At 54.1% G+C, this 22,494-nt stretch carries 19 protein-coding genes; 9 read left to right on the forward strand and 10 right to left on the reverse strand.

Going from position 1 to position 22,494, the window contains the following annotated elements; genetic code table 11:
• Window positions 1-35: 35 nt before the first annotated feature.
• Complete coding sequence (locus tag M8Q36_RS02445) at window positions 36-695, forward strand: DedA family protein (protein WP_249879927.1); 660 nt, start codon at window positions 36-38, stop codon at window positions 693-695.
• A gap of 34 nt (window positions 696-729) precedes the next feature.
• Here M8Q36_RS02445 and M8Q36_RS02450 read toward each other — a convergent pair whose 3' ends face one another.
• Window positions 730-1,629: an AraC family transcriptional regulator gene (locus M8Q36_RS02450; protein WP_017457477.1), complete on the reverse strand. Its 900-nt coding sequence runs from the start codon at window positions 1,627-1,629 to the stop codon at window positions 730-732.
• 195 nt (window positions 1,630-1,824) lie between these two features.
• Between M8Q36_RS02450 and yqhD the strand changes: the two genes are divergently transcribed.
• Both yqhD and dkgA read left to right on the forward strand, forming a co-directional pair.
• A complete protein-coding gene (gene yqhD, locus M8Q36_RS02455) occupies window positions 1,825-2,988 on the forward strand; it encodes an alcohol dehydrogenase (RefSeq protein ID WP_249879928.1) in 1,164 nt (387 codons plus the stop codon).
• 101 nt (window positions 2,989-3,089) lie between these two features.
• Window positions 3,090-3,917 carry a 2,5-didehydrogluconate reductase DkgA gene (gene dkgA, locus M8Q36_RS02460; protein WP_249879929.1) on the forward strand — a complete coding sequence of 276 codons (828 nt, stop codon included), beginning with the start codon at window positions 3,090-3,092 and terminating at the stop codon, window positions 3,915-3,917.
• A gap of 89 nt (window positions 3,918-4,006) precedes the next feature.
• On the opposite strand, the gene M8Q36_RS02465 is transcribed toward dkgA, so the two are convergent.
• The 5 genes from M8Q36_RS02465 to M8Q36_RS02485 all read right to left on the reverse strand — a co-directional run bounded on the left by M8Q36_RS02465 (window position 4,007) and on the right by M8Q36_RS02485 (window position 11,542).
• On the reverse strand, window positions 4,007-6,190 hold the full coding sequence (locus M8Q36_RS02465) for a YgiQ family radical SAM protein (RefSeq protein ID WP_249879930.1): 2,184 nt from the start codon (window positions 6,188-6,190) through the stop codon (window positions 4,007-4,009).
• A 121-nt stretch (window positions 6,191-6,311) separates the two neighbouring features.
• Window positions 6,312-7,724: a cell division protein FtsP gene (gene ftsP, locus M8Q36_RS02470; protein ID WP_249879931.1), complete on the reverse strand. Its 1,413-nt coding sequence runs from the start codon at window positions 7,722-7,724 to the stop codon at window positions 6,312-6,314.
• 71 nt (window positions 7,725-7,795) lie between these two features.
• Window positions 7,796-8,533: a 1-acylglycerol-3-phosphate O-acyltransferase gene (plsC, locus tag M8Q36_RS02475; protein WP_249879932.1), complete on the reverse strand. Its 738-nt coding sequence runs from the start codon at window positions 8,531-8,533 to the stop codon at window positions 7,796-7,798.
• 242 nt (window positions 8,534-8,775) lie between these two features.
• Window positions 8,776-11,034 (reverse strand): DNA topoisomerase IV subunit A, encoded by a 2,259-nt coding sequence (gene parC, locus M8Q36_RS02480; RefSeq protein ID WP_249879933.1) that lies wholly within the window; start codon window positions 11,032-11,034, stop codon window positions 8,776-8,778.
• Window positions 11,035-11,152: 118 nt separating this feature from the next.
• Window positions 11,153-11,542 (reverse strand): YgiW/YdeI family stress tolerance OB fold protein, encoded by a 390-nt coding sequence (locus tag M8Q36_RS02485; protein WP_249879934.1) that lies wholly within the window; start codon window positions 11,540-11,542, stop codon window positions 11,153-11,155.
• A 144-nt stretch (window positions 11,543-11,686) separates the two neighbouring features.
• Between M8Q36_RS02485 and qseB the strand changes: the two genes are divergently transcribed.
• From qseB to M8Q36_RS02505, 4 genes are all read left to right on the forward strand, one after another.
• Entirely contained in the window at window positions 11,687-12,346 is a 660-nt protein-coding gene (qseB, locus tag M8Q36_RS02490) for a quorum sensing response regulator transcription factor QseB (RefSeq protein ID WP_249879935.1), read from the forward strand.
• The gene (qseC, locus tag M8Q36_RS02495; protein ID WP_249879936.1) at window positions 12,343-13,689 is read left to right on the forward strand and encodes a quorum sensing histidine kinase QseC; all 1,347 of its coding nucleotides are present in this window, start codon (window positions 12,343-12,345) and stop codon (window positions 13,687-13,689) included. The genes qseB and qseC overlap by 4 nt, the downstream gene beginning before the upstream one ends.
• A 107-nt stretch (window positions 13,690-13,796) precedes the next feature.
• The gene (locus tag M8Q36_RS02500) at window positions 13,797-14,378 is read left to right on the forward strand and encodes an NAD(P)H-dependent oxidoreductase (RefSeq protein ID WP_020455275.1); all 582 of its coding nucleotides are present in this window, start codon (window positions 13,797-13,799) and stop codon (window positions 14,376-14,378) included.
• 34 nt (window positions 14,379-14,412) lie between these two features.
• Window positions 14,413-14,727 carry a putative quinol monooxygenase gene (locus tag M8Q36_RS02505; protein ID WP_020455276.1) on the forward strand — a complete coding sequence of 105 codons (315 nt, stop codon included), beginning with the start codon at window positions 14,413-14,415 and terminating at the stop codon, window positions 14,725-14,727.
• Window positions 14,728-14,766: 39 nt separating this feature from the next.
• Here M8Q36_RS02505 and M8Q36_RS02510 read toward each other — a convergent pair whose 3' ends face one another.
• From M8Q36_RS02510 to M8Q36_RS02520, 3 genes are read right to left on the reverse strand one after another with little or no spacing between them, the layout of a single operon-like run.
• The gene (locus tag M8Q36_RS02510) at window positions 14,767-15,957 is read right to left on the reverse strand and encodes a glycoside hydrolase family 88 protein (RefSeq protein WP_249879937.1); all 1,191 of its coding nucleotides are present in this window, start codon (window positions 15,955-15,957) and stop codon (window positions 14,767-14,769) included.
• Window positions 15,958-16,003: 46 nt separating this feature from the next.
• Window positions 16,004-17,263 carry an oligosaccharide MFS transporter gene (locus M8Q36_RS02515; RefSeq protein ID WP_045512101.1) on the reverse strand — a complete coding sequence of 420 codons (1,260 nt, stop codon included), beginning with the start codon at window positions 17,261-17,263 and terminating at the stop codon, window positions 16,004-16,006.
• Between the two features lie 58 nt (window positions 17,264-17,321).
• Window positions 17,322-19,148 carry a DUF2264 domain-containing protein gene (locus M8Q36_RS02520; protein ID WP_249879938.1) on the reverse strand — a complete coding sequence of 609 codons (1,827 nt, stop codon included), beginning with the start codon at window positions 19,146-19,148 and terminating at the stop codon, window positions 17,322-17,324.
• Between the two features lie 165 nt (window positions 19,149-19,313).
• On the opposite strand from M8Q36_RS02520, the gene M8Q36_RS02525 reads away from it, so the two are divergent.
• Window positions 19,314-20,177, forward strand: coding sequence for a helix-turn-helix transcriptional regulator (locus M8Q36_RS02525; protein WP_249879939.1), 864 nt, complete (start codon window positions 19,314-19,316; stop codon window positions 20,175-20,177).
• Window positions 20,178-20,187: 10 nt separating this feature from the next.
• On the opposite strand, the gene M8Q36_RS02530 is transcribed toward M8Q36_RS02525, so the two are convergent.
• Complete coding sequence (locus M8Q36_RS02530) at window positions 20,188-21,936, reverse strand: hypothetical protein (RefSeq protein WP_249879940.1); 1,749 nt, start codon at window positions 21,934-21,936, stop codon at window positions 20,188-20,190.
• 196 nt (window positions 21,937-22,132) lie between these two features.
• On the opposite strand from M8Q36_RS02530, the gene M8Q36_RS02535 reads away from it, so the two are divergent.
• Window positions 22,133-22,462 carry a hypothetical protein gene (locus M8Q36_RS02535; RefSeq protein ID WP_249879941.1) on the forward strand — a complete coding sequence of 110 codons (330 nt, stop codon included), beginning with the start codon at window positions 22,133-22,135 and terminating at the stop codon, window positions 22,460-22,462.
• Window positions 22,463-22,494 lie beyond the last annotated feature (32 nt).

The following is a 22,494-nucleotide window of genomic DNA, read 5'->3' on the forward strand; positions in this document are numbered from 1 at the left end:
AATAGCCTCCTCTACGCGGTTCCACGGGAAAGTCCATGGCTGTTATTCAAGATATTATTGCTGCGCTCTGGCATCACGACTTTGCTGCGCTGGCAAATCCACATGTTGTGGGTGTTGTTTATTTAGTAATGTTTGCCACCCTCTTTTTAGAAAACGGCCTGCTTCCTGCTTCGTTTTTACCCGGTGACAGTTTGCTGCTGCTGGCCGGTGCGCTGATTGCGCGCGGCTGCATGGATTTCGTCGCGACGTTAGCCATCCTCACTTCCGCCGCCAGTCTCGGCTGCTGGCTGAGCTATATCCAGGGCAAGTGGCTTGGGAATACGCGCGTGGTGAAAAGCTGGCTCTCGCAGTTGCCGGTGAAATATCACGAGCGGGCAACCTACATGTTTGACCGCCACGGTCTGCTGGCACTGTTGGCGGGGCGTTTCCTGGCCTTTATTCGTACCCTGCTGCCGACGATGGCGGGCATCTCCGGCCTCTCTAACCGCCGTTTCCAGTTATTTAACTGGCTGAGCGGGCTGCTATGGGTCGGCGCGGTAACTTCGCTGGGCTACGCCATCAGCATGATCCCGTTTGTAAAACGCCATGAAGATCAGGTCATGACGTTCCTGATGCTGCTGCCGGTATTCCTGCTGGTGGTTGGCCTGGTTGGCGCCGTCACGGTAGTGCTGAAGAAAAAGTACTGCAGCGCATAACGTGTTCCCCTCTTCGCCATGAAGAGGGGACGTTTTACATTCCCTGCATCATGCGAATTCTCGCCACATCTTCTCCCGGCGTCAGACCAAAATAACGCTTAAACTCACGGCTGAATTGCGACGGGCTTTCATAGCCAACGCGCATGGCCGCCGCCCCGGCTTTCATACCATCATGCACCATTAACATGCGCGCTTTGTGCAGGCGGTAGGTTTTCAGGTATTGCAGCGGCGACGTGCTGGTCACCGATTTAAAGTTATGGTGAAACGCCGAGACGCTCATATTGGCTTCCGCCGCCAGTTGGTCAACGCTGAGGTTTTCCGTGTACTGGCTTTCAATGCGTTTGAGCACACGGCTGATCAGGCTGAAATGGGTCTGGCGGCTAACTAACGCCAGCAGCGCCCCGCCGCGCGGCCCGGTTAGCACGTGGTAGAGCATTTCGCGGATAATCTGTTTGCCGAGGATACGCGCATCCAGCGGACGCTCCATCACATCCAGCAAACGCTCAGCGGCACAGAGGATCTCTTCTGAAAGCACTGCCGAGTTAATGCCGCTTGCCGCCACATCCGGGCGAAAATGTTCATCTTCGCCGATATCCATCAGCAGCTCCTGCAATTGCAGGATATCGACATTCAGACGGATCCCCGCCAGCGGCACTTCCGGCGTGGCGAAGGTTTCACACTCAAACGGCAACGGCACGGTCAGCAGTAAATATTCATTGGTGTCATAACGAAAGACTCTTTCATTGATATAACCAATTTTGTGACCGGAAAAGAGAAAAACGATGCCCGGCTGGTACATCACCGGTGTACGGGTTCCCGGCTGAGTACCGTACAGCAAGCGGATATCCGGCAGCAGTGCATTGAGCCTATTTTCATTCACTTTCAATCGCTTAATCTTTTCAGTGAGCTGCAGGCAGATCTCTTCACGCTTCATTTCTCGCCACTCCGGTAGACTATTTCGACCCGTACAGTGTGCAAATTTTTGGGCTTTTTCTCCAGCCACAAGGAGAAACAGGCAAGACATCGGCAGGAATGTGCATTGAGAGCGCGCGTGCCCGCGCCCACAATAATCGCTATTGGGCAAAACACCGCCGCACTTTTTTTCACCTCAATAAGAAGGGAACGAGCAATGAACAATTTTAATCTGCATACCCCGACCCGCATCCTGTTCGGCAAAGGTGCCATTGCCAATCTGCGTGAGCAAATCCCGACTGGCGCACGCGTGCTGCTCACCTACGGTGGCGGCAGCGTGAAGAAAAACGGCGTGCTCGACCAGGTGTACAGCGCGCTGCAAGGGCTGGATGTGCGAGAATTCAGCGGCATCGAACCGAACCCGACTTACGAAACGCTGATGAAAGCGGTACAGGTTGTTAAAGATGAAAACATCACCTTCCTGCTGGCGGTCGGTGGCGGTTCCGTGCTGGATGGCACCAAATTTATCGCCGCAGCGGCTCACTATGCCGAGGGTGTTGATCCATGGCATATCCTGCAAACGCGCGGCGGCGAAATTAAAAGCGCCATCCCGATGGGTTCAGTGCTGACGCTGCCGGCGACCGGTTCCGAGTCCAACGCGGGCGCAGTGGTGTCACGTAAAGCGACCGGCGACAAACAGGCGTTCCACTCCCCGTTCGTTCAGCCGGTCTTCGCGGTACTGGATCCGGTCTACACCTATACCCTGCCGCCGCGTCAGGTGGCGAACGGCGTGGTTGACGCCTTTGTTCATACCGTTGAGCAGTACGTCACTTATCCGGTTGATGGCAAAATTCAGGATCGCTTCGCCGAAGGCATTCTGCTGACGCTGATTGAAGAAGGCCCGAAAGCGTTGCAGGAGCCGGAAAACTACGACGTGCGTGCCAACGTGATGTGGGCGGCGACACAAGCGCTGAACGGCCTGATTGGCGCTGGCGTGCCGCAGGATTGGGCTACGCATATGCTGGGTCATGAACTGACCGCGATGCATGGTCTTGACCACGCCCAGACGCTGGCGGTGGTTCTGCCTGCACTGTGGAATGAGAAGCGCGATACCAAACGCGAAAAACTGCTGCAATACGCAGAGCGCGTCTGGAACATCAAAGAAGGTTCCGATAACGAGCGCATTGACGCGGCTATCGAAGCCACGCGCAACTTCTTCGAGCAGATGGGCGTTCCGACCCGCCTTTCCGGTTATGGTCTGGACGGCAGTTCCATTCCGGCGCTGCTGGCGAAACTGGAAGAACACGGCATGACAAAACTGGGCGAGCGCCAGGATATCACGCTGGATGTGAGCCGTCGTATCTACGAAGCGGCACGCTAAGGTCTCATTGCCCCGCCTTCCGTTTTTGGTTTTTTCGACCACACTTAATGCACATCACCTTATCGGGCTCGTCCCGGTAAGCTTATTCAAAGGAGAAATGCATGACACATCCAACCGTGATTAAGCTTTCTGACGGCAACCTGATGCCGCAACTGGGTCTTGGCGTGTGGAAAGCGAGCAACGAGGAAGTGATAACCGCCATCCAAAAGGCGCTGGAGGTGGGATATCGCTCCATTGATACCGCCGCCGCCTATAAGAACGAAGAGGGCGTTGGCAAAGCCTTAGCCAATGCAGGGGTGCCGCGTGAGGAGTTGTTTATTACCACCAAGCTGTGGAATGACGATCAAAAACATCCCGCCGAAGCGCTGAAAACCAGCCTGAAAAAGCTGCAACTGGATTATGTCGATCTCTATCTGATGCACTGGCCTGTTCCGGCTATCGATCATTACGTTGAGGCCTGGCAAGGCATGATCGAGCTGCAAAAACAGGGGCTGGTAAAAAGTATCGGCGTGTGTAATTTCGAGATCCACCATCTGCAAAAGATCATTGATGAAACCAGCGTCATCCCGGTTATCAACCAGATCGAACTGCATCCTTTAATGCAGCAGCGGCAACTGCATGCCTGGAACGCGACGCATAAGATCCAGACTGAGTCCTGGAGCCCGCTGGCGCAGGGCGGCGAAGGGGTATTTGATCAGAAAATTATCCGCGATCTGGCGGATAAATACGGCAAAACGCCTGCTCAGGTGGTGATCCGCTGGCATCTTGATAGCGGCCTGGTAGTGATCCCGAAATCGGTCACACCTGCACGTATCGCCGAGAACTTTAACGTCTGGGATTTCCGCCTGGATAAAGACGAACTGGCGGAGATCGCCAAACTGGACGCCGGTAAACGGCTGGGCCCGGACCCGGATCAGTTTGGGGGTTAAGTTTTTCTAAAAGGCCATAACGCTGTCGTTGTGGCCTTTTTGTTTCAAGAAAATAAAAATCCCGGCATCTCGCCGGGATTTTTATGTGCTTAACGCACGCGTGAGGCTTTTTTCTTCGCCGGCGCAGCGGCGATGTTTTTGCCGTTGCTGCGCTGATGCACAATCGGCGTGTGCTTGGTTAGTGCCGGGCGCGACTGGCGATTCTGGCGACGCGCTTCGCGCATTTCATCAAGCGTAGGCGCCGGCACCAGGCATTCACGGCGCGAACCAATCAGGTGCTTTTTACCCATCGCTTCCAGCGCCTGGCGCAGCAGCGGCCAGTTGGCCGGATCGTGATAACGCAGCAGCGCTTTATGCAGACGGCGCTGTTTATCCCCTTTCGGCACCACCACTTCTTCGCTCTTGTAATCGATCTTCGACAGCGGGTTTTTCCCGGTGTAATACATGGTCGTCGAGTTAGCCAGCGGTGACGGGTAGAAGTTCTGCACCTGATCCAGACGGAATCGGTGACGTTTGAGCCACAGCGCCAGGTTCACCATATCTTCATCGCGCGTGCCGGGGTGCGCGGAGATAAAGTACGGGATCAGATACTGCTCTTTACCCGCCTCTTTAGAATAGGTGTCGAACAGCTGTTTAAAGCGATCGTAGCTGCCCATCCCCGGTTTCATCATCTTCGACAGCGGCCCCTCTTCGGTATGCTCCGGTGCAATCTTCAGATAACCACCGACGTGATGCGTCGCCAGCTCTTTCACATAACGCGGATCTTCCACCGCCAGATCGTAACGCACGCCGGAAGCGATCAGGATCTTTTTGATACCTTTCAGATCGCGGGCACGACGATAGAGATCGATTGTCGGCTGGTGGTTCGTGTCCATGTGCGGGCAGATATCCGGGTAAACGCAGGAGAGACGACGGCACGTCTGCTCGGCGCGCGGTGATTTGCAGCGCAGCATATACATGTTGGCGGTTGGCCCGCCAAGATCGGAGATAACGCCGGTAAAACCGGGCACCGTGTCGCGAATCGCTTTGATTTCGTTGATGATCGAATCTTCGGAACGGCTCTGGATAATGCGCCCTTCATGCTCGGTGATCGAACAGAAAGAACAGCCACCAAAGCAGCCACGCATGATGTTAATCGAGAAGCGGATCATCTCGTAAGCCGGGATACGGCTGTTACCGTATGCCGGATGCGGCACGCGCTTATAAGGCAGCGCAAAAACACTGTCCATCTCTTCGGTCGACAGCGGGATCGCCGGAGGATTGATCCAGATATAACGATCACCATGCTTTTGCAGCAGCGCACGGGCGCAGCCAGGGTTTGTTTCGTGGTGCAGAATGCGTGACGCGTGCGCGTAGAGCACTTTATCGGCTTTCACCTTCTCAAAAGAAGGCAGCAGCACGTAGGTTTTTTCCCACGGTTTCGGGCGCGGCGGCTGAACAGTAACACGTTTTGCTTCCTGCACTTTCGGTTCAACCGGTTTGTTATCGGCACACGGTAGATCGTCGCCGTACGGATGTGGGATCGGATCGATTTTGCCCGGCGTATCAAGGCGCGTGGAATCAACGCCGCTCCAGCCCGGCAGCGCTTCTTTGACAATGATCGCGGTGTTACGCACGTCGCGGATTTCACCGATCGGTTCACCGGCAGCGAGGCGATGCGCCACTTCCACCAGCGGGCGCTCGCCGTTACCAAACATCAGCATGTCAGCTTTGGCATCGATCAGCACCGATCGACGCACGGTATCGGACCAGTAATCGTAATGCGCGGTACGGCGCAGACTGGCCTCGATGCCGCCGAGGATCACCGGCACATCTTTCCACGCCTCTTTACAGCGCTGGGTATAAACCAGCGTCGCGCGATCCGGACGTTTACCGGCGACGTTATCCGGCGTGTAAGCGTCGTCATGGCGTAACTTACGATCGGCGGTGTAGCGGTTGATCATCGAGTCCATGTTGCCGGCGGTCACGCCGAAAAACAGGTTCGGTTTACCGAGACGCATAAAGTCGTCTTTGCTGTTCCAGTCCGGCTGGGCGATGATGCCAACGCGAAAGCCCTGCGCTTCCAGCATACGGCCGCAAATCGCCATACCGAAACTCGGGTGGTCGACGTAAGCATCACCCGTCACCAGAATGATGTCGCAGCTATCCCAGCCAAGTTGATCCATCTCTTCGCGCGACATCGGCAAAAACGGCGCGGGGCCGAAGCAGGCCGCCCAGTACTGGGGCCATGAGAAAAGGTCACGATCCGGTTGGATCAGGGATATTGCGCTCATCTTGCTTCCAAAGGTGGTAAAAAAATCATCAAAGGGCGGCGATTATACGCCGTAAACTTGCATGAAATGAAGGAGGATTTTGTCAAGGCCTGATAAGCGCGCAGCCACCAGGCCAGCTCAGTTATGGCGCGGGGTTCACCAGCAGTTGCCCCATCGAACCGCGATCGGCCATTTCCAGCGTCTGGCTGTGATACTGGAACGGGAAGTGCGGCCACGAAGGCTGACCAAACCACACCAGCAACTCCACTTGACCGTCAATCCAGACCGTATCTTTCCAGCCCCGATCTTCCGGGAAAGGCATCGCGCCATTCACGTTGCGCACCAGGAACATGACGCCTTCAATATGGAACGACTGCGGCATCTCCGCACGCACCGTCCAGCGCTCCCAGGTGCCCTGCTGGGCGGTAATATCGATACGCTGCGTATCCCACAGCTGGCCGTTAATGCCCGGATCGCTACCCAGGGTAATGTCGCGGTTGCGGGTTGGCGTACCGGCCTGAATATCGGACGGCAACAGGCGCATCGGCAACGTGTCGGTGACCAGCGGCAGCAGGCCGGTTGGTCGCAGCGTCAACACCAGCGTGGAGATCAAAATGCTCGACGGTTCAAAGAAGCCGCGCAGGCGGTCCATAATGCTCGCCGCTTCACCGCAGGTGATCGACACTTCATCGCCGTTGGTCATATCCACCAGCACTTCGCGCCGCTCACCCGGTGCCAGCGAAAGCTGTTTAACTGAAACAGGCGCGGGTAAAAAACCCTGATCGCCGGCGATCACATGCAGCGCACGACCATCGCTCATTTGCAATTGATAACGGCGGGAGTTTGAAGCGTTTAACAGACGCAGACGCACCCAGCCGCGAGAGACTTCGACATACGGACTTTGCGCACCGTTGACCATCAACGTATCACCGACAAATCCCCCGCTGCCCGGCTCGCTGTATTCCGGCGTGCCGAAATTATCCAGCCGTTTGTCCTGAATAATGACCGGGAAATCATCTACGCCGTAGTGCTTAGGGATCGGCAGCGTTTTGCTGATCTCATCTTCGACCAGCCACATACCGGCCAGGCCGTTATACACCTGCTGCGCGGTGCGGTTCGGCGTATTGGCGTGATACCACAACGTCCCCGCGCTCTGGCGGATCGGCAGTACCGGCGCCCAGTCGTTATTGGCGGTCATCATGCGCGCCGCACCGCCGATAAGCGGGCCAGGCACCTGCAATCCGCTCACGGTCATCGCCACGTTTTCCGCCAGCCGGTTGCTGTAAATCAGCTTAACGTCATCGCCGTTCCAGACGCGGATTGTCGGCCCAAGATAGCGCCCGTTAATGCCGGAAACCTGCGCCCGAGTGCCGGTGGCAAACGACCAGTGCGCGCGTTGTAAGGTCATAAACAGCGGCTGACCGCGCCGGGATTCCAGCAGCGGAGGAATGGGCAGCGGCGGTTGCGGCCCGGCAGCATTTGCCCTCAGCGGCACCGCGCCTGCACAAAGCGCAACCCCGGATGCCTGAAGAAACTGACGCCGACTGAGTGACATATTTGCTCCGTGTAAAACTGACTCAATGCGCCGGAGGTTTTCGCTCCTCCGGTGTTGCGAAATAAAACAGATTAAACCCGGCCGGTTGCTTCGCGTTCTGCAACTTCTTTATCGAGCTCTGCAATTTTGGCCGCCATCAGTTCGCGACAGTGCGTCGCCAGCTGGCGTACCTGATCTTTACCAAATTGCGAAACATCGACCGGCGGCAGCATCTCGACAATTACCAGCCCGTTGCGCAGGCGGTTGAGGTTAACTTTGTTCGCGTTGTTGGAAACACAAACAGGAATGATCGGAACACCAGCGGCAATCGCCGCGTGAAACGCGCCGGTTTTAAACGGCAGCAAACCGCGACCGCGGCTGCGGGTGCCTTCCGGGAACATCCAGATGGAAATATTGCGTTTCTGGATCTGTTTCACCACTTCGGCAATGGTACCGTGCGCTTTTGCGCGGTTATCGCGATCGATGAGCAGGTTGCCAGTCAGCCAGTAAAGCTGACCAAAGAACGGCACCCAGAGCAGGCTTTTCTTACCAACAGTGACCGTTGGCGGCAGCACAATGCTGGAGGCGGTCACCATATCGTAGTTGCTCTGGTGGTTCGCAATATAGATAGCGTTACCAAACTTTTCCGCGCCTGCCGGCAGACGGGTTTCGACTTTCAAACCAAAGACCGGCGCAAGGCGACCGAACATATGGCCGAAGGTGGCAACGTGTTTAGGATTACGCGGACTGAGTAAACAATAGAGAGAGCCGAATACGCACACCAGAATGGAGTAGATGACGACAATAATGACGCGAAAAATGAATAGCATAACAAACCTCTGAAGCCCATACCTTTGAGCATTATATACACGCCAGCGCCATCACGCTGAAACTGGCTGTGTCGCCGTCGACCCGCAGCGGGCCTGGGCTATTTTTTTAAAGGTCGCAGTAGGGTGTGCGGCCTTTAAAAAAACGTATTGTTAATCGCAATGCACGAATTAACAACGCTTTTACGGGAAATTTTCTCAGAAAGATCTCCCCACCGGGAAGGTGGGGAGCCTGGCGGCGAAGATTACTCTTCGCTGTCACCCGCACTCGGGCGGGAAGGCGCGTCAATCTCAACGCGATCAATTTTTTGCAGGCCGCGCATCAGCGTACCGCGACGTCCGCGCTCGCCCTGCACTTTTTGCAGCTCTTCCGGGCGCAGTTTGATTTTGCGTTTACCCACGTGGATGGTTAGCGTGCTTTGTGGCGGCAGCAAATAGAGATGTGCAAGGCTATCTGCGCCTGACGCTGCATCAGCGGAAGGGATACCGATAATCTTGTTGCCTTTACCTTTCGACAACTGCGGCAGCTCGTTGACCGGAAACATCAACATGCGGCCCGCAGCAGTAATCGCCAGCAGCATGTCGCTGTCGTTCTCGATCTCCAGCGGCGGCATCACTTTGGCGTTTTCCGGCAGGCTAATCAGCGTCTTACCGGCACGGTTACGCGCCACTAAGTCGTTGAAAGTACAAACGAAGCCATAACCCGCATCGGACGCCATCAGCAGTTTTTGATCCTCGTTGCTCATCATCATATGCTCAACGGTCGCCCCCGGCGGCAGCGTCAGCTTACCGGTTAACGGCTCGCCCTGGCCGCGTGCGGAAGGCAGCGTAATCGGGTCAATGGCGTAGCTGCGCCCGGTGGTATCAATAAACACCACCGGCTGGTTGCTCTTGCCTTTCACGGAAGACTTCCAGCTATCGCCCGCTTTGTAGCTCAGCCCCTGCGCGTCAATGTCGTGGCCTTTGGCGCTGCGCACCCAGCCCATTTGCGACAGCACAATGGTCACCGGTTCAGACGGTTGCATATCGTGCTCGTTCATCGCTTTCGCTTCTTCGCGCTCGTGCAGCGGTGAACGACGATCGTCGCCAAATGCGTCGGCATCGGCTTGCAGCTCTTTTTTCAGCAGGTTGTTCATCTTGCGCTCAGAGGCCAGGATCGCCTGCAATTGATCGCGCTCTTTTGCAAGATCGTCCTGCTCGCCGCGGATCTTCATCTCTTCCAGTTTGGCGAGGTGGCGCAGTTTTAACTCAAGGATCGCTTCCGCCTGCGTTTCGCTGAGACCGAAGCGCGACATCAGCGCCGGTTTCGGCTCATCTTCCGTACGGATGATTTCGATCACTTCGTCGATATTGAGAAACGCCACCAGCAAACCTTCGAGGATATGCAGGCGTTTGAGCACTTTATCCAGCCGGTGATTCAGGCGGCGGCGCACGGTATCACGGCGAAACGCCAGCCACTCGGTGAGGATCTCCAGCAGGTTTTTCACCGCAGGGCGACCATCCAGACCGATCATGTTCAGGTTGATGCGGTAGCTTTTTTCCAGATCGGTGGTGGCGAACAGGTGATTCATCACCTGTTCCATATCCACGCGGTTGGAGCGCGGCACAATCACCAGACGCGTCGGGTTTTCATGATCCGACTCGTCACGCAAATCATCGACCATCGGCAGCTTTTTATTGCGCATCTGGCTGGCGATCTGCTCCAGCACACGCGCGCCAGAAACCTGGTGCGGCAGCGCGGTAATGACGACTGCACCATCCTCTTTTTTCCACACCGCGCGCATACGCACCGAACCGCGACCGTTCTGGTAGATTTTGCGGATTTCAGCGCGGGAGGTGATGATTTCCGCTTCGGTTGGGTAGTCTGGCCCCTGCACGATATCCAGCAGCTCATCGAGCGTGGTTTTCGGTTGCTCAATCAGGGTAATCGCCGCGTTGGCTACTTCGCGCAGGTTATGCGGCGGAATATCCGTCGCCATCCCCACGGCAATACCGGTGGTACCGTTGAGCAGGATATTCGGCAGGCGCGCAGGCAGCATTTTCGGCTCCTGCATCGTGCCGTCGAAGTTCGGCACCCAGTCAACGGTGCCTTGCCCCAGCTCGCTCAGCAGCAGTTCGGCGTATTTGGACAGGCGGGATTCGGTGTAACGCATCGCCGCGAAGGACTTCGGATCGTCCGGCGCCCCCCAGTTGCCCTGGCCATCGACCAGCGGGTAACGGTAGGAGAACGGCTGCGCCATCAGCACCATCGCTTCATAGCAGGCGCTGTCGCCGTGCGGATGGTATTTACCCAGCACGTCGCCCACGGTACGGGCGGATTTTTTGAACTTCGCGCTGGCGTTCAGCCCCAGTTCTGACATTGCGTAAACGATGCGACGCTGAACGGGTTTCAGGCCATCACCGATAAACGGCAACGCACGATCCATGATGACGTACATGGAGTAGTTCAGGTATGCGTTTTCCGTAAATTCATGCAGCGCAAGGCGCTCTGCCATATCGCTCATTAATCGTGATTCCTCAACGTATGCGCCCGCCTGTGCGGCGGCAATATTGCCGCAGATACTACCTTATCTGCGGCGAGGAGTCATAGCGATGAGCGATTTTTTCACGCGCGTTTAGCGCTTACTGAGTGACTTTGCGGATCTCTTTGACGTCAATTTCAACCGAATTCCAGTCTTTATCGACTTCGCCCTGGATCTCTACCGTATCTTGTGGCCCAACGGTCACGCCGTTCCAGCGCTTGTGGTTGATATCGACATTGATGGTGCCGGTCGAATCTTTAAACAGGTAGGTATCATCAGAGATGCGCTCGACAATATTACCGCGCAGCGTCACCCAGGCGTCGTCGCGCAATGATTTCGCGCTTTCAACGGTGGCTTTGCTGCCGTTCGGCCCGGTAAAACCGCCGCTCTGTGAGGTTGCGCCCGGTCCGGTAAAGCCGCCAGGATTCGCCGCTAAAACGGGTGCGGAACAGAGTGTGAGAACAGCGACAAGTGCAGCAATCTTTTTCATGTTTTATCTCCCTTACGATGGTTAACGTCCATTTAACCCGTCACTCCTTAACGACTTCTTAACGGGAAAAAAGATTATTTTCCGCTGTACATTGTCGACCAGCAGCGGTTTTACTGCCAATAAAACGGAGTGAAAGGAGGCAAAATGCGCATTTTACTGGTGGAAGATGACACGCTCATCGGTGACGGTTTAAAAGCCGGGCTGGGCAAAAAAGGCTTCAGCGTCGACTGGTTTACCGATGGCAAACAAGGCAAGGCCGCCCTGTTTAGCGCGCCTTATGATGCAGTGATCCTCGACTTAACGCTGCCGGGCATCGACGGGCTGGATATTCTGCGCGACTGGCGCGAACAAAAGCGCACGGAACCGGTATTGATCCTCACCGCGCGCGATGCTATCGACCAGCGCGTTGAGGGGTTGCGGCTGGGCGCAGATGATTATCTGTGCAAACCGTTTGCGCTGGTTGAAGTGGCAGCAAGGCTCGAAGTGCTTATTCGCCGCCGCCACGGGCAGACGCAAAGCGTGCTGCGCCACGACAATGTCACGCTCGATCCTGGTAATCTGGTCGCCACGCTTGACGGCGAAACGCTGGCGCTAAAACCGAAAGAGTTCGCCCTGCTGGAGCTGCTGCTGCGTAATGCCGGGCGCGTTTTGCCGCGTAAATTAATCGAAGAGAAACTTTATACCTGGGATGACGAAGTCACCAGCAACGCGGTGGAAGTGCATGTACACCATTTACGCCGCAAGCTCGGTACGGCGTTTATCCGCACCGTTCATGGCATTGGTTATACCCTGGGAGACGCATGAAACTGACCCGTCCGCTGAGTTTACGCCTGCGCCTGACAATGCTCTTTTTACTGCTGTCGATGGTCGCCTGGCTTAGCGCCAGTCTGGTTGCCTGGCAGCAAACCCGCGATAAACTCGACAAACTGTTTGATACCCAGCAAACGCTGTTCGCCAAACGGCTCAGCGTGATGGAGTTTGAACCGCTGAAAAACGCCGCGCCGTCGCTCGGTAAAAAGAAGATCAAACACGGCCATCTGGATGATGACGCGCTGGCTTTCGCTATCTACTCAACCGACGGCAATATGCTGCTGCACGATGGCGAAAACGGCAAAGCGATCCCCTACAACTACCGGCGGGAAGGGTTTGAGAACGGGCAGCTACGTGATGACGACGATCAATGGCGTTTTCTGTGGCTTACTGCGCCGAACGGGAAATTCCGTGTGGTAGTCGGCCAGGAGTGGGATTATCGCCACGAGATGGCGCTGGAGATCATCACCTCGCAGCTTACTCCGTGGCTTATCGCCCTGCCTTTGATGCTGGTGCTGTTAATCGTATTGCTGAGCCTGGAATTGCGGCCGCTGAAAAAACTGGCGCAGGCGCTGCGCTCACGGGCGCCGGATCGTGCCGATCCGCTCAGTAACGAGGGCGTTCCCAATGAAGTGCGCCCGTTAGTGGATGCGCTGAACCAACTCTTTGACCGCACGCACAGTATGATGCAGCGTGAACGCCGCTTTACGTCTGATGCCGCGCATGAGTTACGCAGCCCGCTGGCGGCGCTGAAAGTGCAAACCGAGGTCGCACAGCTTTCCGATGACGATCCCGCCGCACAGCAAAAAGCCCTTGCCCAGTTGCACGTGGGTATCGATCGCGCCACGCGTCTGGTGGATCAATTGCTTACCCTTTCGCGGCTCGACTCGCTTGATGATCTCGACGATCTGCAAACAGTTTCTCTGGCGGAGCTACTGCAATCGGCGGTAATGGAGATTTACCCGACAGCGCAGCAAGCAGGTATTGATATACGCCTGCATCTCAGTGCCCCTGTTGTCAGCCGCCAGGCGCAACCGCTTTTGCTTAGCCTGCTGGTGCGTAATCTGCTGGATAATGCTCTTCGCTACAGCCCGCCAGGCAGCGTGGTCGATGTAACGCTGGACGCCACCGCGTTTAGCGTTCGCGATAATGGCCCCGGTATTGACGATGAAGCGCTGGCGCGCATTGGCGAGCGTTTTTATCGCCCGCCGGGACAAACGCAAACCGGCAGCGGGCTGGGGTTATCGATTGTGCAACGCATTGCCCGCCTGCATCATCTGCGCGTCGCATTTGGCAATCATCCGCAAGGCGGGTTTATCGCGCAGGTGAGCTGGTAGCGAGGTTTATTGCGGCTCAAGCAAAAGTCTTTGCACGTTTTGCCAATTTTTCCGCACCGTTGATGCGGTTAAAATCGCGGTCAAACGCATTTAACCGAGGATTTCTCATGAGCAATATCTTAATTATCAACGGTGCGAAGAAATTCGCGCACTCTAACGGCCAACTGAATGACACCCTGACCGAGGTCGCGGAAAGTTTTCTGCGCGACGCCGGGCATGATGTTAAAACCGTACGTACCGACGGCGATTACGACATCAAAGCGGAAGTGGAAAACTTCCTGTGGGCCGACACCATTATCTGGCAGATGCCAGGCTGGTGGATGGGTGCACCGTGGACAGTAAAAAAGTATATGGACGACGTGTTCACCGAAGGCCACGGTTCGCTGTACGCCAGCGACGGTCGCACGCGTTCTGACGCGTCGAAAAAATACGGTTCCGGCGGTTTGATTCAGGGCAAAACCTATATGCTGTCGCTGACCTGGAACGCGCCAATGGAAGCATTTACGGATAAAGAGCAGTTCTTCCACGGCGTCGGGGTTGACGGGGTTTATCTGCCATTCCATAAAGCGAACCAGTTCCTTGGCATGGAAGCTCTGCCGACTTTTATCGTTAATGACGTGATTAAAATGCCGGACGTGCCGCGCTATATCGCAGAATATCGCAAGCATCTCGGTGAGATTTTTGCTTAACTGTGAAGCTGGACTTATAGGGAGTAGGTTAATCATGTTGACAGTAATTGCAGAAATCCGTACCCGTCCAGGACAGCATCACCGCCAGGCAGTACTCGACGAATTCGCGAAGATTGTACCGGTCGTGTTGCAGGAAGCGGGTTGCCACGGCTACGCGCCGCTGGTCGATCACGTCGCGAATGTGAGTTTCCAGGCGACCGCGCCGGACTCGATCATGATGGTGGAACAGTGGGAAAGCGTGGCGCATCTTGAAGCGCACCTGCAAACACCGCATATGAAAGCGTGGAGCGAAGCGGTAAAAGGCGACGTGCTTGAGACGCATATCCGCATCCTGGAAGCGGGCCTCTAAGCGTTTGTCCCTCTCCGTTTAAAGAGAGGGACACTGCTTTTACCAGTAGAGTTTCCAGCTCTGCGAAAAGCGCATCAGCGCTTCCACATAGAAGTAATCCCCCCAGCTACTACACTCATCAACGCCCTTATTGCTCGCCAGATGATATACGGAATGTTTCAGCAGCCCGTTAGTCGGTTCGTTTTTCCCCGCCAGATAGTGCTTATTAAGCGATGACATTATGCGCATTGCCCATTGCTGGTAGCGTTCTCTGTCCGGATCGGTAACGGGCAGATGCTTAACCAGCTCCAGTAGTCCGCAGACGGCAATCGCCGCCGATGACGAATCGCGCAGCGCATCGGTGCCGACCAGCGCCAGATCCCAGTGGCACACCGCATCTTCCGGCAAACGGTTGAGAAAGTAGTTCGCCAGCCGTTTCGACAGCGCCACCATCGTTTGATCGCCGGTGTAGATAAAGCTCAGCAGAAAACCGTAAATCCCCCACGCCTGCCCGCGCGACCAGCAGGAATCATCCGCGTAGCCCTGCTGCGTATTGCCGTAACGCGGCGCACCGGTGTTGGTATCCATATAGTACGTGTGAAACGTGGAGGCATCTTCGCGAATCAGGTATTTCGCCGCCTGCCGCACATGGGCTTGCGCCGCATCGGCAAAGCGCCGATCCCCGGTCTGTTCTGTCGCCCAGTAGAGCAGCGGCAGGTTCATATTGCAGTCGATGATCATCCGTCCGGCTTGTTCAGGATCGCGCAGATCGCCCCACGCCTGGATGATCTGCGCTTTGTGGTGGAAGCGTTCCAGCAGCGCTTCTGCCGCCAGCAGGGCGAAACCGCGCGCATCGCGATTGCCGGTCAGCCGCCAGCTTGCCACGCACGAAAGCGTATATAAGAAACCAAGATCGTGGGTGTTGGTGTCGCTGCGCCCGGCAATGCGCAGGCCGAACGATCGCACATGGCGCTCTGCCAGCGCGCGGAACTGCTCATCACCACTCATCTCCCACGCCAGCCAAAGCTGCCCGGTCCAGAAACTGGTGGTCCACTCAATATTGTCGGTTAACGGGTAATAACCCTGTACGCAGGTTTCGGCGGGAAAGCGTTCACCGAATTCCGTTAAATGACGGCGAATCAGTTCAAGGGTATGGCTACGCGCCGAATCAAGTTCATCTTTAAATACCTGCGCATCCACAAGTGCGCCGGGATAATCGCGTAACGTTTCCTCAACGATTTTACTTAACATATTTCGGTTCCTTTTTGGTGCGTAATTTAAAATAGCCGTTAACGCGCTAGTTATTTCCCGCGATATCCAGTGCGCGATGCTGACGCCATTTACTTTGGCAGGCCGATAACGTAAATAGGGAAATTAATGTGAAGGTCAGTGCCACGCAGCCCATAATAATATAGGTATTTTCAAAACCGATACGGTCATACAAAATACCGGCCGGGGAAGAGACCACGACATTACCGACATATAACATTGCCTGGTAGCCTAATAAATACATGGTGGCATTAACGCGTTTATCGAAATGCTCAGCAATATATTTAAAGACTGACACCAGCAGCAGACAAATCTCAAGACCGTATAACGGTTTTAATACTGAAATAAGCAGATGCGATTCGCACAGTCCGGAAATAATCAACCGCGCACCCACCACCAGCCCGACAATCAATAATCCGCGTTTCGCGCCGATGAAATTCACAAACAGCGGGATCACCATATACATGACGAATTCCATGCCGGATTGCACCGTGCCCAAATAACCAAACACGGCGTTGCCCTGATGAACATCATCAAAGAAAGTGACGAAATAGCGGGAGAACTGCTGCTCGGCGATAAACATCATCCACGCCACACCGGCGACATACAGACAGAATGCCCAAAATTTGCGGTTACGCAGCAGGGCGTAGACATCCGCCGGGGCGATTTTCTCTTTGGTCAGCACCTCGCTGGCGTTGGCGGCGTTAACGTTGACTTTCAGGCTCAGCAGCACCGCCAGCATAATAAGCGACGCGACCGATCCCATGATGAAGTTATACGCCGGTGAGAGGTTAAACAGCAGGCCGGAGAACGAGGATGCCACCGCCCAACCGAGCGAGCCCCACATCCTGATTTGACCAAACTCCATGCCGTTTAAGCGGCTGTAGCGGTCGGTATAAGATTCACAGGCGGCGACGCCCGCATACCAGGCAAAACTTAAATAGATAGCGCCAACAATAATGCCCAGCAGGGTATTTGAAATTAATAACGGCTGGTAAACATAGATAAAGAAGGGTGCCATTAATGCCGACATCAGTACCACAAAATAGAGCAAATATTTGCTCATGCCGATTTTATCCAGAATATAACCATAAATCGGTTTTAAAATAACGGAAAAGATCCCGTTAATGGCAAACACCGTACCAATAACCGTGCCGCTAAGATTGGCTTTTTGCCCTAGCCAGATGGCCAGTAAGCCGATACTTGCCGACCAGGTAAAAAAATAGAGAAAGATAAAGCTACTGATTTTGTAATATTCGGCTTTATTATTTATCGCGATCTTTTCCATACTATCCTCGACGAAAGCATGTAGGGTTCAGAGTTTATAGCCCGGCCGTAGCCGGGAATTAAAAGGCAATAACAATATTATTTTTCTGCCCCGGTTTTTTAATCACCAGCGCCTGTTCTTCGATATTCAACTGCGGTAAGAAAAAATCAAAAGCCTGCTCGGTAATAGCCGCCTGAACTGCACAGGCCAGCCACTGCCTGCCCGGTGCGATATCTCCACGCAGCAGCGGGATTGACGCGCAAGGGGAAAACATAATGCTGCTGTTGGGCGGTGTGACCACGCTGTCGGCTTCACGCGGCGCGGTGGGAAGTAATTCAAAGATGCCGCTGACACCATTTTCCGCGCACACCAGGCTACCGCCCTGCTCGTTGCGATGCGGCGCTTTCAGCACCGCAAATCCACCCTCCACGCTTTGCAAATGACGGGCGGAATCAATGCGATGCACGCGCAAATGCCAGTCGCCACAGGGAATAAGCCAGCTTGCGATATGCACGTCTGACCATGGCGACCAGCGCGAGAAAATCGCCTGTTCTGTCACAACGACTTCGTCACACTCGCGGCGGCCACGAAAATAGTTATCCCCGTCGCTGAGCAAAAGCATCGAGTCGCAAGCGGCGTGTTTAATTCCGTAGCGCCCGCGTTCAATGGTGAAACCAAAACGGCTTGAGTAGGCAAACTTAGTGTATTTCGCCTCGGTATTGACGTAATTGTTCAGCTCCAGTTGTCCGGCGGTGAGCATCCAGACATGCCGCGAGCGATCGCTGTGGACAATAATCTGCCCGGCAGGCGCAATTGTGCGCTGCGTGTTTAGCGCAGGCAGCGGCAGTTCTGCCGCTTGCCAGAAATCGTGTGATTGCGGCAGCGCCAGAATCAGGAAAACTTTCAGCGCCCAGTATGGCGAGCCCGGCGAATTGTAGTCTTCACACATCGCAAGGTTCGGGTAGGCGAAACCAAGCGTTAAAATGCCGTCGCGATCGAAAATCGGCTGCTGTAACCACCAGCGCAAATGGCGCAGGATAATCCCTTTCACCACGCCAGGAGAGAACACCGCCAGCCCGGAGAAGGCAACCGCACTCCAGAAAGCGACCATTGCGAAACGGTACGTCAGGCTGCGGCCAAAAGGCACGGATTCGCCCCCCGCCGCTGACATATAGATAAAATCTTCGGCAAAAAGCGTTGCCCGCTCGCGGAGCGTCGCCGCGCGCGCTGCATCGTCTTCCGCGTTCAGCGTGGCGTAAATCAGCCCGTAAAAATGGAATGCCATCGAGATGTAGTAATCTTTTGGTCGGCCCGGGCCATCGGAATACCAACCGTCACCCAGGTAGTAGGCATCCATCATGCGAAAGCGACGTTCGATGGCTGCGGCATCCCAGGGGAATCCGGCGCGTTTAAAACCGAGCTGCACCATGATGGCGAAAAAATTCCAGTTGCTGTCGGGCATCTGCGCGTCGGTGATTTGGTTCAGCCACTGGTGCAGATTGCGGACATCAGCTTCGCTCATCAACGTAGTGAATTTATCGCCCAACAGCGCCAGCCCCAGACCATAAGCCGCCATCTCCACCAGCCGCTGATCGTAGGGTTCCGTTGCGCCCCAGTAGCCCGCGCTGTGTGGATCGACACCGCGTTTGATCGCTGCCAGATATTTGTGGCTGAACGGTTCTGCGTCGCCGTTGACCATTAACGGAAACAGCCCCCACAACGCACGGGACAGCCCTTCCATTTCAGCAATCGCATCGCTGTAATGCGCGCTGGTGGCTCCCAACGAGAAATGCGACGCCCCTTCAGGAAATTGTTTATCCAGCGCCGCCAGCATCTGCTTCAGCGCGCCGAGCACATCGTCGCGGGATGACAATGGATTTGATGTTTTCACTTCCGCCGCCTGCATAACGTTCTCTCCTTCATGGTGTGGCTGAAGGATAGTGAATGAACAACCGCCGGAAATGTTAGCTTTGTCACATCAGCACGCTTTGCCTGAACCCGCTGTTGAAAAAATTTAAAACCGTGGTTTATAAATGTATCTTGCGGGGTAAAAATTGAGATGGGTTGCACTATGACGACACCATTGCAGAACGAACGACTTGAGTTGATCACCTTAAACGATGCGGTGGTGTCGTTTAGCCGCCTGTTCGCCAATACCGTGCGCTACCATCACTGGCACCAGTGTCTGGAGGTGCTGTACGTTGAAGAGGGGTTTGGCGTGGTGATGGTTGATAACCGCCAGTACACTATGCGCCCTGGGCGGCTCTTTTTCTTTCCGCCTTTCACCATCCATAAAGTGATGGTGGATGAGCAAGCGCAGGCCATTTATCGGCGCACTATTATTCACGTTGATCACCATGCCGTGCTGCAAAACCTGCGCGCGTTCCCGCACAATCACCAGCGTTTGCAGCATCTCGCTTTACGCGGTGGCGCAGCGGTGGTGATGGATGTCGCGGCTATTCACCCGCATATCGACCATCTGTTTAGCAGTTACGCCAGGCTTACCGAAAACCACAGTCTGAATGGTGAACAGGTCGCCTGTTTGTTGCTTAATCTGTTGAGTATGCTGCCGGAAGACAAGCAGAAATTGCCGGATGAACGCAACGGCATTGCTACCCCGGTGATGTTCTGGCTGGAGGAGAACTACCGGCAGAAATTCAGCCTTGCGCGGCTGGCGCAGGAGTTGGGTAAATCCCGCAGTTATGTCTCGCGCCGTTTCCATTTTGAGACCGGCGAACCTATTCACCAGTATCTGAACACGTTGCGCTTGCGCAAAGCGTGCGACTTGCTACTGCATAGCGCGCTGGCCATTCATCATATCGCCAGCGAAGTGGGCTTCTCAGATGTCACTTACTTTATCAGCGCGTTTAAGAAAGGCATTGGCGAAACGCCGCTGCAATACCGGAAAAATCGCGCTACTTCTGTTGAGGCATAGGTGCCCATGCTTAGTGCCCACCTGCATTTTCCATCGGCAACATGAAGCTATTAATCAATTTCCTGGCCGCTTTTTTCCCCTGCTGAAAACGGCTTACAGAAACCGGTTCGTCATACCACGCATCGATTTGCTGCAGGCATTTATCATCGGTGATTTTTACTGCCCCCCACGCCTTCTCATAGTGGTAATGCATACCCCATAACAACTCTTCGAGTTTTTTCAGTTTATTATCCAGCGTGACATGGGAAAGATAGTGCCGCAGTAGGTGGCCATCAAAAAGATCGAGCGCGGCCTGAATATTGCCCACGACATCCTCTTTATTGTTATGTGGCAGGATTTTCGCCGGGTTCCCGGCACCATAACCCGCAGCAGTAAACATATTTTGCTGGGGCAAAAGCATATTAATGACTATCGCCTTTTTCAGATCGATATGAATTTTTTCAGGTGAGATATCAGCATGCGTAAGCTGAGAAAAATCATCGCCGCAGGATTTTTTCAGTTGCGAAAAGAGGGCAATAATTCCCGGAAGAGAGGGAACAAAATCTTCACAGAAAAAATATCCCCAGCTTTTAAAATCGGGCGATACTTCATTAATTCTTTCAAGTACGGCGGCATATTTTTGCTCAATAGCTTTAACCTTAGGATCATCAATAATATGAGCACCATTGAGAATTGATAATAAGTCAGATTTACGTTGCGCTTCGCTTATTTTGCATCGTTGTAATTCAGTATCGATAGCCGTTCTTACGGTATACAACGCGCGGAAGAACTCATGTTTTGCCAAAAGATAGGCATAATAATTCACATAAACGGATAAGGCGCTTTTTACTCGGGTGTGCGGATCGACATTATCCAGCGACTCAATTTTTGGCTGTTCAGCAATTGAAAATGCCTCACGTGCTTTATCTTCTTTATTGATTTCATAGAACTGAGAAATAACGTTCTTTATCTCATCAATCTTCTCTTGTGCGCGAGTAATAAAGCGCGTATCGGCAAACCCCACTTCGGTTTCATAAGGGTATTTATCACACAAATGCTTAAAAAACTGCTGCTTGCCAATGCCGGGGGTTTTCCGTTGGCTCTCAAAAGCAAATGTCGCCAGGATACCTGCGCAATGTTTAAGAGTTAACGCGGTTTTTCCTTCACTCAGCGTTGCCAGACCATCTTGCTTGCCGACAACCGCCACAGCCCATTTCAACGCCTGGCGGAAAGAGGTTTTCTTGTCATCGTAATAAACAGAAATATGACCGCTCTGTTTGTCTATTTGACATGAGATACGGTTGCAGAACAGCAGATTATTCTCACGAATTAACTCCAGAGGACGCAGCTTTTGCAATATATCTGCGAGCGCTTGCTCATCAAAAACCGTAAAGCCTTTTGTCAGATGGTGCACGGAAAAATAGTTTTCCAGCAGTGATTCGGTATTTAATTTCTTTCTGAATGCTTCGGATAAAATATCTAATGACAGAACGAGGTTCCTATCCAGTTTCATCATCCTGACATAACGCGGAATATCCGTATGCGCGGCTTTTCCTGCAAGGACAAAATAGATTTGTTGCGCCTTATACGGATGATGCTCAGTCAAATATAAATTGATCGCATTCCATAAATCCGTCTTTGCGGGAATGGAACTCTGCACAACCATTTTTTCCAGGTAATCAATACCCTCAACCTGGCTTTTATATTTTTGCAGCGCCGCGTGGTAATAGATGCCGGTTTCGAAGATTTTCGTAATTCTGTCCTGAATGTCGATTGCCACGTCATAAGCCTCCGCAAAGGTAGCGCCGGGATCGATCAGCCAATCACCGTGCAGCTAACACACTTAAAGATAAATAACAATACTGAAAAAATAATTTCCTGTGGCATACCAACCCCTTTTTCAGCGGGCTACATTGGCGGCGCTGACTGATTGTACCGTCAGCGCAATCAATCATATACATGAAAAGGGGGGACGTATGTCCGATAAAGCAAAAAGCAATCTGCCGCAGGTGGCGGCGCAGGAAGGCGAGTGGCTGTCAGGCTCACAAAGCGCTGGAGGTGGCGGTGGAGGTTCGTATCTGGACGGGTTTAAAGACGGTTTAGCCGTTGGGGTTCAGAGCGGATTTAACGAAGCGGTGAATCAGTTCAACGACATCTTGCCGCAACTTATTCAGCAAGAGTTGATGAAACTGCCACAGTTGAAAAGCGCCCTGTCAGACGGGTTGCGCCACGGCAGCCCGAACTGCGGCCGCGCACTGGTCAATATTTATCGTTACGAGAAGCGCGACTATCCCAAACTGAACTGATGGTGAATGTGGCTCCGTTGTGCACTCTGCTT

This window comes from Kosakonia sp. R1.Fl (assembly GCF_023516815.1).
Taxonomy (GTDB): domain Bacteria; phylum Pseudomonadota; class Gammaproteobacteria; order Enterobacterales; family Enterobacteriaceae; genus Kosakonia.